We start from the raw sequence: 11,637 nt of genomic DNA on the forward strand, positions 1-11,637 counted from the left end.
CCCCGGCCCGGGACGACCGCCTCACCGCCGGGCCCGCCCCCCCCCCGCCGGACCCGCCGGTGCGCGGAACCGCTGCCGTCCGTGCGTCCCGCAGCCTTGCGTACCGCCCTTTGCGCTAGTGGCGCTGGGCGACCGCGTCCAGCGCGGCCCGCAGGGTCGACACCAGATGGTCGATCTGCTCCCAGGTGATGACCAGCGGCGGCGACACCAGCAGCGAGTGCGGGATCGCGCGCAGGATCACGCCCCGCGCGCGGGCCTCGGCGAAGACCTCGGCGGTGGTGATCCCCCGCTCCCCCAGGGCCTCGTCGGTGAGCTGCACCGCCGCCATCACCCCGGTGCCCGAGCGGACCTCGCGCACCAGCGGGTGGTCGGCGAGGGTGCGCATCGCCGCGTCGAGCTGGGACTCCACCTCCAGCGCCACCGTGAACAGGTCCTCGCGCTCCAGGATGTCGAGGTTGGCCAGCGCGGCGGCGCAGCAGGTGGGGTGGCCGGCGTAGGTGGTGCCGTGGTGGAACGGGTTGCCCGGCCGGTCCCAGAACGGCTCGGCGAGGGCGCCGCTGGTGATGACCCCGCCCAGCGGCAGGTACCCGCTGGAGACCCCCTTGGCGAAGACGATCATGTCGGGGCGCACGCCGTAGCGCTCGATGCCGAACCAGTTGCCCATGCGGGCGAAGGCGCAGATGACGCTGTCGACGACGAACAGCACGCCGTGGCGCCGGCAGACCTCGGCGACCCCGGCGAAGTACTCCGCGTCGACCGCGTAGACCCCGCCCGAGCCGATCACCGGCTCGGCGAAGAACGCGGCCACCCGGTCCGGGCCGACCCGCAGGATCTCCTCCTCCAGCGCCCGCACGGAGTCGTGCGGCACCACGGAGTTCTCGCGCACCATCGGGCCGAACCCGGTGCGGAAGCGGTCCATGCCGATGATGCTGGTGCCCACCCCGTGCAGGCCGTGGTAGCCGCCGGTGCGGCTGATGAGGTGGGTCTTGCCGGGCCGGCCCAGCGCCGCCCAGTAGCGCCGCGCCAGCTTGGCGGCGGTCTCGATGGACTCCCCGCCGCCGCAGGTCAGGATCACCCGGGGGTCGGCGACGGGGGCGTGTGCGGCCAGGCGCTCGCTGAGTTCCAGCGCCGGGGCGTTGGCGAAGTCGCCGTAGACGGTGAAGGCGTCCAGTTGGGTGAGCTGGCGGTGGACCGCGTCGGCGATCTCGGTGCGGCCGTGGCCGACGTTGCAGTACCAGAGGCTGGCGGTGCCGTCGAGGTAGCGGTCGCCGTTGTCGTCCCACAGCCACGGGCCCTCAGCGCGGGCCACGACGAACTTCGGCCCTTGCGAGACCGAGTACATATCGCTGAAGGTGTGCCAGAAGCGGCTGGGCTCCACCCGCTCTAGCGGTGTGCGCGCATACGAAACCACTGTTTCGGTCATAAAGCGACCTCCGAGCCGAGCGTGCGTGCGAACGCATGCAGAAAAACGCCGAATGAAACAGCCGTTCCGCGAGTGCCCGGGATCCGGATCGCGGCAGGTGCATGCAGGTTAAGTTCTTGGCGCCGCCGCGAGCAAGAGGCGAAACAAAGAAGTCTCCCCCGATTAACACGGATCATGCGCGCTACCCTTGCACGCGCTCCCCAAAACCCCGTCCCAGCAGGGGAAACGGGAGGAAAAAAAGTTGCCGGAAAGGGTTTTGGCCCCGCCCCATCCGGTCGGAACCGGGTGGGACGGGGCCGGGGAAGCCGTAGGGGCGGGGCGCGCCGCGTCGGCGGCGGCCGCACGGGCGCCGCCACGCGGGCGGGCCGACCCGCTCCCGCCGCGCCCCCGCCTGCTCCCGTCTAGCCGCGCAGCACCGCGCCCGTGCGCTCGGCGGCCGCGGCCACCGCCGCGTCGCGGGCCGCCGTGATCTCCTCGGTCTTGAGGGTGCGGTCGGCGGCGCGGAACCGCAGCGCGTAGGCGAGCGAGCGGCGGCCCTCGCCGACCTGCGCGCCGGTGTAGACGTCGAACAGCCGCACGTCCTCCAGCAGCTCGCCCGCGCCCTCGCGCAGCGCCCGCTCGACGTCGGCCGCCGGCACGGAGTCGGCGACCACCAGCGCGACGTCCTGGAGGGCCACCGGGTAGCCCGACACCGCCGGCGCGCGCACCGGGGCGCCCGCCGCCCCGACGGCGTCGAGGTCCAGTTCCACGGCCACGGTACGCTCGGGCAGCCCGTGGGCGGCGACCACGCGCGGGTGCAGCTCACCGGCGTGGCCGACCAGCCGCTCACCGCCCTCGCCGTCGGCGACGAAGAGCGCCGCGCAGCGGCCCGGGTGCCACGGCGCGTACTGGGCGGCCCGCACCGTCAGTTCGGTGTTGGCCAGCCGGGCGACCTCACGCGCGGTCTCGACCGCGTCGGCCCAGGTCGCGGCGCGGCCCGCGCCCCACCACCCGGGCAGGTCGCGGTGGCCCGCCATGACGGCCGCCACCCGGCGCGGCTGCTCGGGCAGCGCCGCCTCCAGTTCGGCCAGCTCCTCGGCCGTGGGGCCGCGGTCGACCGCCGGCATCGGCGCCCGGCCCGAGGCGCCGGGCCGAGGCAGGAACACCGGCCCGATCTCATACAGCGCGAGATCGCCGAACCCGCGCCCCACGTTGCGCACCAGCGCCTTGAGCAGGCCCGGCAGCAGGGTGGTGCGCAGCAGCGGCTCGTCGTCGTTGAGCGGGTTGGCCAGCTTCAGCGCGGTGCGGCGCGGGTCGTCGGCGGGCACCTGGAGGGTGTCGAAGTCGCGGACCCCCACGAACGGGTAGGCCATGACCTCGGCGAACCCGGTGGCGGCGAGCTTGCGGCCCACCGTGCGGCGCAGCCGCTGCGCGGGGGTGAGCCCGTGCCCGGCCCGCGCGCGCGGCGCGATGGAGGGGATGCCGGCGTAGCCCTCCAGCCGGATGACCTCCTCGGCGAGGTCGTTGGGGTCGGTGAGGTCGGGCCGCCACGTCGGCGGGACCACCCGCAGCGTGTCGCCGTCGGCCTCCACGGCGCAGCCCACCTGGGCCAGCCGCTCGGCGACCCGCTCGCGCGGGTAGTCCACCCCCGCCACGCGGCCGGGGTGGTCGGCCGCGATCGCGATGGCCGCGCGCGGCGCGGTGGTGTCGATGTGGGTGTAGCCGGGGTCGACCGCTCCCCCGCCCAGCTCGGCCAGCAGCCGCACCGCGCGGGTGGCCGCCGCCACCTGGAGCGCGGAGTCCACCCCCCGCTCGAAGCGGCGCGAGGACTCCGAGGAGAGCTGGTGGCGGCGCGACGCGCGGGCGATGTGGGTCTCGGCGAAGTGCGCCGCCTCGATGAGCACGTTGGTGGAGCCCAACCCGATCTCGGTGGCCAGGCCGCCCATGACGCCGGCGACGTTGATGGGCCCCGACTCGTCGGCGATGACGATGTCGTCGGGGTCCAGCGTCCGCTTGACGTGGTCCAGCGTCTCCAACTGCTCGCCCGCGCGGGCCAGGCGGACCTCGATGGGGCCGCGCACCGCGTCGCGGTCCCAGGCGTGCAGCGGCTGGCCCAGCTCCATCAGCACGTAGTTGGTGATGTCCACGGCCAGCGAGATCGACCGCACCCCGGTGAGGGCCAGGCGGCGCTTCATCCACAGCGGCGTGGGCGCCTCGGGGTCGAACCCGCTGACCCCGCGCAGCACGTAGCGGTCGCACACCGCCGGGTCGGCCACCGAGGCGGGGTACCCGCCGCCGGGGGTGCCCTCGACCGCGATGTCGGCGGGGTCGCGGAACGCGGTGCCGTAGGCGGCCGCGGCCTCGCGCGCCACGCCCCGCACCGACAGCGCGTAGCCGCGGTCGGGGGTGACGGCGATGTCCAGGACGTCTTCGCGCAGCCCCAGCAGCGCGTAGGCGTCGTCACCGGGCGCGGCGGAACCCTCGGGCAGCACGATGATGCCGGCGTGGTCCTCCCACAGCGCCAGCTCGGAGGCCGAGCAGATCATGCCCTCCGAGACCCGCCCGTAGGTCTTGCGGGCGCCGATGGCGAACCCGCCCGGCAGCTCGCTGCCGGGCAGCGCCACCACCACCAGGTCGCCCTCGGCGAAGTTGCGGGCGCCGCAGATGATGTTCTGCGGCTGCCCGGTGCCGTTGGCCGCGCCGACGTCCACCCGGCAGTAGCGGATCGGCTTCTTGAAGCCGGTCAGCTCCTCGATCTCCAGCACCCGGCCGACGTAAATGGGCCCGGTGATGTCGGCGCCGACCGCCTCGACCGTCTCGACCTCTAGCCCCAGCGCGATGAGCCGGGCGGCCAGCTCGCGGGCGGTGGTGCCCTCGGGCAGGTCGGTGTACTCCTTGAGCCAGGAAACGGGGACGCGCATCAGATCTCCATCCCGAACGCCGCGGTGAAGCGGACGTCACCCTCGACCATGTCGTGCATGTCGGCCACGCCGTTGGCGAACATCAGCGAGCGCTCCACGCCCAGCCCGAAGGCCCAGCCGCTGTAGCGTGCGGTGTCCACCCCGGCGGCGGTGAGCACGCGCGGGTTGACGATCCCGCAGCCGCCCAGCTCGATCCAGCCCTCCGAGGAGCAGGTGCGGCACGGGTTGGCGGGATCGCCCACCGAGGCGCCGCGGCACACGAAGCACTCCATGTCGACCTCGGCGGAGGGCTCGGTGAAGGGGAAGTAGGAGGGCCGGAAGCGGGTGCGCAGCCCGCTGCCGAACATTCCGTCGACGAACGCGTCGATCGCGCCGCGCAGGTGGCCCATGGTGATCCCCTCGTCCACGACCAGCCCTTCAAGCTGGTGGAAGACGGGGGTGTGGGTGGCGTCCAGCTCGTCGGTGCGGTAGGTGGTGCCCGGCGCCACGACGTAGACCGGCAGCTCGCGCTCCACCAGCGCGCGCACCTGCACCGGGGAGGTGTGGGTGCGCAGCACCATCCGGGAGTCGCCGCCCGAGGGCCCCTCCACGAAGAACGTGTCCTGCATGGTGCGCGCCGGGTGGTCGGGCAGGAAGTTCAGCGCGTCGAAGTTGAACCACTCGGCCTCGACCTCGGGGCCCTCGGCGACGTCGAAGCCCATCGCCACGAAGATGTCGGCCATGCGCTCGGCCACGGTGGTCACCGGGTGGCGCCCGCCCGGGGTGGAACGGCGGGTGGGCAGGGTGACGTCGACGGCCTCCTCCACCAGCACGCGGGCGTCGCGCTCCTCCTCCAGCTCGGCCTGGCGGCGCTTGAGCGCCTCGCCGATGTCGCGGCGGGCGCCGCCCACGCGCTTGCCGGCCTCGGCGCGCGCCGCCGGCGGCAGGGCGCCGATCTCGCGGTTGGCCAGCGCCAGCGGGGAGCGGTCGCCGGCGTGGGCCAGCCGCGCGGCCTTGAGCTGCTCGAGGTCGGCCGCCGCGGCGATGGCCGCCAGCGCGTCGTCGCGCATCCGGGCGACCTCGTCGGGGCTGAGGGGGGTCACCTCGACCGGATCGTATGAGTTGTTGGGTGCAGACATGATTGATCGCCTCGCCGCCGGCGCGCGGGGGCGCGGGCGGCCGTCACGGCCCACCGCGCACGCGGGGGCTCAAGCCGACAGGAACCTGGTGCGGAACGCCCGCCGCGGTGCCGCCCTAACGCGCCCTCTCAGGCGAACTCGGGGGTGCCGGCGGGCACGGTAAATCGGAACTCGGCACCGCCGCTGGGCGCGCGGCCGACCGTGATCGCGCCGCCGTGGGCCTCGATCAGCCCCTTGACGATGAACAGCCCCAGGCCGGTGCCGCCGCGGCGCCGGGTGCGCCAGAACCGGCGGAAGACACGCGGAACGGCCTCGGGCGCGATGCCCTTGCCTTCGTCGCGTACCAGCACCACGGCTCCGTCCTCGTGCGGCTCGATCACAATGGTGACAGTACCAGCGCCGTGGCGCACCGCGTTTTCCACCAGGTTGGCGAGGATCTGCTCGATCTTGTCGGCGTCCAGCCACAGCTCGGGCAGCGGGCCCCGGACGTCGAGCCGGTAGCGCTCGGCGGGTTCACCGGCCGCCACCCGCCCTGCCACGAGCTTGCGGGCGAGGTCGGGCAGGTCCACCACCTGCTTGCGGATCTCCAGCCGGCCCGCCTCGATGCGCGACACGCTCAGCAGCTCGGTGATGAGCCGGGTGACGCGGTCGGCGTCGGCGTTGACGGTCTCCAGCATGAAGATCTTCTGCTTGTCGGTGAGGCGGTCCCACTTGCCCAGCAGGGTGGCGGTGAACCCCTTGACGCTGGTCAGCGGCGAGCGCAGTTCGTGGGCGACGGTGGACACCAGGTCGGCGCGGCCGCGTTCGCCGCGCGCCCGGTGGGAGGCGTCGCGCAGGGTGATCACCAGGCGGGCGAGTTCGCCGCCGGGGGTGTCGCGGACGTAGCGCGCGGCCACCAGGATCTCGCGGCCGTCGGCGAGGAACAGGGGGCGCTCGGGCTGGCGGGTGCGGGTGCGCAGCCCGCCGTAGGGGTCGCTGCACTTCCACCAGTCGCGGCCGTCGGAGTCGTGCAGCGCGAGCACGTCGCGGAAGTCGCGGCCCAGCGCGGACTCGGCGGGCACCCGCGCCAGCCGGGCGGCCATGCGGTTGAAGGTGACGACGCGGCCGGCGCGGTCGGCCACGACCAGGCCGTCGGGCAGGTCTTCGGCGGTGAGCGCCGGCGCCGCCGCCCGCGGGTCCGCACCCGACCGCTCCCCTGGTTGGTCGCCGCCCACGACCGCCTCCCCATGCCTCATGTGACCGCCCGCCGGGGATCATTACCCGCGGACACCGCCCGCTACGCTCGGCGATGCCCGCCGCTGTGGCCGCGGGGCGCCGTGCGCGCCCCCACCGGCGGTTCGTGGATGAGAGCTTGAGCGTATCGGCAATACGGGGGATGCGGGCAACCCGCCGAACCGGGGAAAAGCTGGGCATACGCGGGGGGCGCCCGGAAACGGCGGCGGCGCCGGGGCGCCCGGGGCGCGGCGGGGCGCCGGGGGCGGGCGGGCTAGGCGCCGCGCGCGGTGCCGGCGGCGGGCACGCCCGCGCGCTGCTGGCGGGCGGTGGTGTACAGGCACACCGCCGCGGCCGTGGCCAGATTCAGGCTTTCGGCCGAGCCGTAAATGGGGACGCTGACCGCGCCGTCGGTCAGCGCCACGGTCTCCTCGGGCAGTCCCCACGCCTCGTTGCCGAAGACCCAGCCCACGGGGCCGTCGAGGCCGCCGGAGTCGGCCACGGCGTGCAGGTCGCGGTCGCCGCCGCCGTCGGCGGCGAAGACGCGGGCGCCGGCGGCCCGCAGGTGGGCGATCGCCTCGGCGACGGGCACCCCCACCACCACGGGCAGGTGGAACAGGCTGCCCGCCGAGGCGCGCACGCACTTGCCGTTGTAGGGGTCGACCGAGGCGTCGGTGAAAATGACGACGTCGGCGCCCGCCGCGTCGGCGGTGCGCACCACGGTCCCGGCGTTGCCGGGGTCGCGCACGTGGGAGAGCACGGCGGCCAGCCGGACCTCGCCGACGTCGGCCAGGCCCACGTCCACGAAGTCGCACACCGCCAGTAGGCCCTGGGGGGTGACGGTCTGGGCCAGTTCGGCCATGACCTCCAGGCTCACCCGGTGGACGGGCGCGCCCCGGGCGTGGGCGGCGTCGACCAGCTCCGCGTGGCGCTGGGCCGCCTCGGCGGTGGTGAACAGCTCGTGCACCCCGCCGGGCGCCGCCAGAGCCTCGCGTACCGCTTGGGGTCCCTCGGCCAGGAAGCGCCGCTCACGCTGGCGGAACGCGCGCTTGGCGAGCCGACGAGCCCCCTTGATCCGGGGTGACCTGGCGCTGGTGAACTCGTGGCCCGCCATGGCGTGCGACGTTTCCTGTGCGTGGACCGGGCTCAGGCCGCGGTCTGCTTGATGTCGCCGGGCAGGGCGTCCTTGGCGGTGGTCACCAGGGAGGCGAACGCGGCCTCGTCGTTGACGGCGAGTTCGGCGAGCATGCGGCGGTCGACCTCGATGCCGGCGGCCTTGAGGCCCTGCATGAAGCGGTTGTAGGTCAGGCCGTGGGCGCGCGCACCGGCGTTGATGCGCTGGATCCACAGGCGGCGGAACTGCCCCTTGCGGTCCTTGCGGTCCCGGTAGGAGTAGGTCATCGAGTGGAGCATCTGCTCCTTGGCCTTGCGGTACAGCCGCGAACGCTGCCCGCGGTAGCCGCTGGCCCGCTCGAGGACGACCCGGCGCTTCTTCTTGGCGTTGAGAGCCCGCTTCACGCGTGCCACTGTGACTCCCTTGTGGTTGGAACGTCCGACGCGTCCGCGGAGCGGGCGGGGGCCGCCCGCCGGTTCCCGGCGCTGTCGAAGGGTATGGAATGAACGGACCCGGCCCTAGGCGCGGTTGCCGAGCAGCTTCTTGATCTTCTTGACGTCGTTCCGGGACAGCTCGACCTCACCGGAGATCCGTCGGGTGCGCTTGCTCGGCTTGTGCTCCAGCAAGTGGTTCTTGTTGGCGCGGAGGCGCATGATCTTGCCCGAGCCGGTCACGCGGAAGCGCCTGCTGGCACCGCTGTGCGTCTTGTTCTTACTCTTCGACATGATCGCGTCGTCTCCTACCTGCTCATCGATCGGCGCCACCGGGGTTGTGGTGGCGCGGCTACTGTGGGCACAGCACACCGGCACGCCGCGGCGCACCGCCGCCGCCGGTGGGCGGCGGTGGTACACCGCGGTGCGTCAGCGTACGGGGGGCCGGCGCCCCGGGGCCGGCGCCGGGCCGGGTCAGCTACCCTGCCCGGCCTGCTCCTCCTGGCGCTGCTCGCGCCGGGGGCGGGGGCCGGCCGCGCGGGCCTCGGCCTTGTGCTCGGACCGCCGCTTGTGCGGGCCGATCACCATCACCATGTTGCGGCCGTCCTGCTTGGGCTGGGACTCCACCGCGCCCAGGTCCTGGACGTCCTCCGCCAGGCGGGCCAGCAGGCGGCGCCCCAGCTCGGGACGGGACTGCTCGCGCCCGCGGAACATGATCGTCACCTTGACCTTGTCCCCGCCCTTGAGGAACCGGACGACGTGACCCTTCTTGGTCTCGTAGTCGTGCGGGTCGATCTTCGGGCGGAGCTTGATCTCCTTGATGATCGTGTTCGACTGGTTCCGGCGCGACTCGCGCGCCTTGACCGCGGACTCGTACTTGTACTTGCCGTAGTCCATCAGCTTGGCGACCGGCGGGCGGGCCGTGGGCGCTACCTCGACGAGGTCGAGCTGGGCCTCCTCGGCCAGGCGCAGGGCGTCCTGCACCGGGACGATGCCGACCTGCTCTCCGTTGGGTCCGACGAGTCGGACCTCGGCCACCCGGATTCGGTCATTGATGCGGGGCTCGGCGCTGATGGGACCCCTCCCTAGCTTTGTCGTAATTCCTATGGGGGGCCACCCGGTCCGTACGCGGACCCTGAAAGCGAAAACCCCGCCAGCGGTGTGCAAGCGGGGTGATCCACCGGTACGCGTCGGGACCGGCGGGGCTGAAAGCCACCGCCGCGACGCGCGCGCCGCCGTCGCCGACGACCACGGCACACCCTGTGGTGCGCCGCCGACCGGAACCCGCCCGGGGTTGTACCCGGCAGGTGGGAGGATCCGCCTCCGCTTACGCGTGTCCGGCGCTTGGCGCGCCGGATCAAGTCAGAGCACCACTCTATCAGGAGATCCGCACTACCCAGTACCGCTGCGGACACCGGGTGGCAACCACCCCTGCCAACGCCGCCGCCCAGGGCGCTATTCCCGCACCGCCCGCGCCGCCGGGGCTCTGGCGCCGGCGCTCCAGGCCCTCTAGGCGCCCTGGGCGCCGCCGGGCGCGGCGCGGCGCGCCAGCTCGGCCAGGCCGGCCGCGCGCATCGCCGCCACCGGCGCGCGCTCGGCGCCGGTCATCAGCTCCACCTGCCGGGCGGCCTGGTGCAGCAGCATCGCGAAGCCGCCGACCACGGTGCCCCCGGCGGCCGCGACAGCGGCGGCCGCCGCGGTGGGCCAGGGGGCGTAGACCACGTCGAACAGCGCGGTGCCGCCGCGCGCCAGGTCGGCGGCGTAGGGGTCGGCCGCGCCCGAGGGAAGGGTGGACACCACCAGGTCCACCCCCAGGTGCCGGTGGAGGTCCGCCAGCGGCGCCACCGACACCGGGGTCTTCATGCGCTCGGCGGCGGCGACCACGCCGGCCGCGCGCGCGGGGTCGCGGGCCAGCACGGTGAGGGCGCCCTCGGCGGTGGCGCCCAGGTCGCGCAGCGCGGCCACCGCCGAGGCGGCGGTGGCGCCGCCGCCCAGCACGGTCGCCGAGCCCACCCGGTGCACGCCCTGCTCGGCCAGCGCGGCGATGATCCCGTGGACGTCGGTGTTGTAGGCGCGGCGCCGGCCGGCGGCCAGCACCAGGGTGTTGGCGCCGCCCACCTCCTGGGCGGCGGCGTCGGCCTCGTCGGCCAGCTCCAGCGCCGCCCGCTTGAGCGGCATGGTCAGCGACAGGCCCGCCCAGGAGGAGTCGCACCCGGCCAGGAAGGCGGCCAGGCCGTCCTCGGCGCACTCGTGGCGGGAGTAGGTCCACTCCCCGGCCAGGCCCAGCGCGGTGTAGGCCGCCGTGTGCAGCACCGGCGACAGCGAGTGGGCGATCGGCGAGCCCAGGACCGCCGCGCGTCTCACAGGTCCCCTCGATTCTGCTCGAACTCCGCCTTGAGCTGCTCGAACTCGGCGTAGGTCTCGGCGAACTCGGTGACCCCGTTCTCGGGGTCGGTGGCCACGAAGTACAGCCACTCGCCCTCGGCCGGGTTCAGCGCCGCCTCGATGGCCTGGCGGCCCGGGCTGACGATGGGCCCGGCCGGCAGGCCGGTGCGGCCGTAGGTGGCGTACTCGCTGCCGGCGGCCTTGCACTCGGCGAGCTGGTCGTTGGTCAGCGCGATGCCGTACTCGTCGATGACGTAGAAGCAGGTGCTGTCCATGCCCAGCTCCATGACGGCCTCAAGCCGGTTGTAGACCACCCGCGCGACCTTGGGCATGTCCTCGGCCGAGCCCGACTCCGCCTGCACGATCGCGGCGACCGCCATGGCCTCGTTGGGCGTGAGGTTGCGCTCGGCGGCGGCGTCCTCCAGGTCGACGTCCTCGGCCACCTGGTGGAACCGGTCGACCATGCGGCGCAGCAGCGCCGCCGCGTCGGCGTCGGCGGGCATGTCGTAGGTGTCGGGGAACAGGTAGCCCTCGGCGCCCTGCTCGGCGTAGTCGGGCAGGCCCAGCGCCTCGGGGTCCTCCAGGGCGGCGCGCAGCTCCGCCATGGGGATGCCGGTGTTCTCGTGGAGCAGCCGCAGCACCTCCTCGGCGCGCAGCCCCTCCTTGAAGGTGATGTGGGCCTGGAGCCGCGCGGAGGGGTCCATCAGCAGCTCGACGGCGGCGTCGCCGCTCATCTGCTCGTGCAGCCGGTAGGTGCCGGGCGCGACGTTGCCGCCGTGGGAGCCCAGCGCGTTGAGGAACGCGCGCGGGCTGGCGACCACGCCCTGGGCCACGAGTTCGTCGGCGATGGCCTGGCCGGTGGCCCCCTCCTCCACGACGACCTCGACCGACCCGCTGCCGTCGCCCTCGAAGTCGGGCGGGAACAGGTAGGTGCGGCCCAGCGCGAACCCGCCGGCGCCCACCCCGGTCACCAGGGCCAGGGCCACCACCACGGTCACGCCCTTGCGGGGGCGGCCCCGCGCGGCCTTGGCCCGGCGGCCGCCGCGGCGGCCCG

10 protein-coding genes are annotated in these 11,637 nt (G+C 74.2%); all 10 read right to left on the bottom strand.

Annotation, left to right across the window (positions count from 1 at the left end):
* Positions 1–115 precede the first annotated feature (115 nt).
* Positions 116–1,342 carry an aminotransferase family protein gene (locus LG943_RS24945; protein WP_270074821.1) on the bottom strand — a complete coding sequence of 409 codons (1,227 nt, stop codon included), beginning with the start codon at positions 1,340–1,342 and terminating at the stop codon, positions 116–118.
* Positions 1,343–1,824: 482 nt separating this feature from the next.
* Entirely contained in the window at positions 1,825–4,323 is a 2,499-nt protein-coding gene (gene pheT, locus LG943_RS24950; RefSeq protein ID WP_270074813.1) for a phenylalanine--tRNA ligase subunit beta, read from the bottom strand.
* Positions 4,323–5,441, bottom strand: coding sequence for a phenylalanine--tRNA ligase subunit alpha (pheS, locus tag LG943_RS24955; RefSeq protein ID WP_270074814.1), 1,119 nt, complete (start codon positions 5,439–5,441; stop codon positions 4,323–4,325). Before pheS ends, pheT begins: the two co-directional genes overlap by 1 nt.
* Positions 5,442–5,569: 128 nt before the next feature.
* The gene (locus LG943_RS24960) at positions 5,570–6,676 is read right to left on the bottom strand and encodes a sensor histidine kinase (RefSeq protein ID WP_270074815.1); all 1,107 of its coding nucleotides are present in this window, start codon (positions 6,674–6,676) and stop codon (positions 5,570–5,572) included.
* 251 nt (positions 6,677–6,927) lie between these two features.
* Complete coding sequence (locus LG943_RS24965) at positions 6,928–7,767, bottom strand: TrmH family RNA methyltransferase (protein ID WP_270074816.1); 840 nt, start codon at positions 7,765–7,767, stop codon at positions 6,928–6,930.
* A 32-nt stretch (positions 7,768–7,799) separates the two neighbouring features.
* Positions 7,800–8,180 carry a 50S ribosomal protein L20 gene (gene rplT, locus LG943_RS24970; protein ID WP_270074817.1) on the bottom strand — a complete coding sequence of 127 codons (381 nt, stop codon included), beginning with the start codon at positions 8,178–8,180 and terminating at the stop codon, positions 7,800–7,802.
* Positions 8,181–8,285: 105 nt separating this feature from the next.
* A complete protein-coding gene (gene rpmI, locus LG943_RS24975; protein WP_270074818.1) occupies positions 8,286–8,492 on the bottom strand; it encodes a 50S ribosomal protein L35 in 207 nt (68 codons plus the stop codon).
* Between the two features lie 180 nt (positions 8,493–8,672).
* Complete coding sequence (gene infC, locus LG943_RS24980; RefSeq protein WP_333486435.1) at positions 8,673–9,305, bottom strand: translation initiation factor IF-3; 633 nt, start codon at positions 9,303–9,305, stop codon at positions 8,673–8,675.
* 402 nt (positions 9,306–9,707) lie between these two features.
* The gene (locus LG943_RS24985; protein WP_270074819.1) at positions 9,708–10,562 is read right to left on the bottom strand and encodes a shikimate dehydrogenase; all 855 of its coding nucleotides are present in this window, start codon (positions 10,560–10,562) and stop codon (positions 9,708–9,710) included.
* A partial coding sequence (gene mltG / locus LG943_RS24990) for an endolytic transglycosylase MltG (protein WP_270074820.1) occupies positions 10,559–11,637 on the bottom strand: 1,079 nt, incomplete at its 5' end. The genes mltG and LG943_RS24985, both read right to left, overlap by 4 nt.

Source organism: Streptomonospora mangrovi, from assembly GCF_027604915.1.
In the GTDB taxonomy this organism is placed as follows: Bacteria; Actinomycetota; Actinomycetes; order Streptosporangiales; family Streptosporangiaceae; genus Streptomonospora; species Streptomonospora mangrovi.

Excerpts from the sequence above, each read along its gene's own strand:
- pheS (WP_270074814.1), bottom strand. The coding sequence starts at position 5,441 with ATGTCTGCACCCAACAACTCATACGATCCGGTCGAGGTGACCCCCCTC.
- pheT (WP_270074813.1), bottom strand. The coding sequence starts at position 4,323 with ATGCGCGTCCCCGTTTCCTGGCTCAAGGAGTACACCGACCTGCCCGAG.
- LG943_RS24960 (WP_270074815.1), bottom strand. The coding sequence starts at position 6,676 with ATGAGGCATGGGGAGGCGGTCGTGGGCGGCGACCAACCAGGGGAGCGG.
- LG943_RS24945 (WP_270074821.1), bottom strand. The coding sequence starts at position 1,342 with ATGTACTCGGTCTCGCAAGGGCCGAAGTTCGTCGTGGCCCGCGCTGAG.
- LG943_RS24965 (WP_270074816.1), bottom strand. The coding sequence starts at position 7,767 with ATGGCGGGCCACGAGTTCACCAGCGCCAGGTCACCCCGGATCAAGGGG.
- rpmI (WP_270074818.1), bottom strand. The coding sequence starts at position 8,492 with ATGTCGAAGAGTAAGAACAAGACGCACAGCGGTGCCAGCAGGCGCTTC.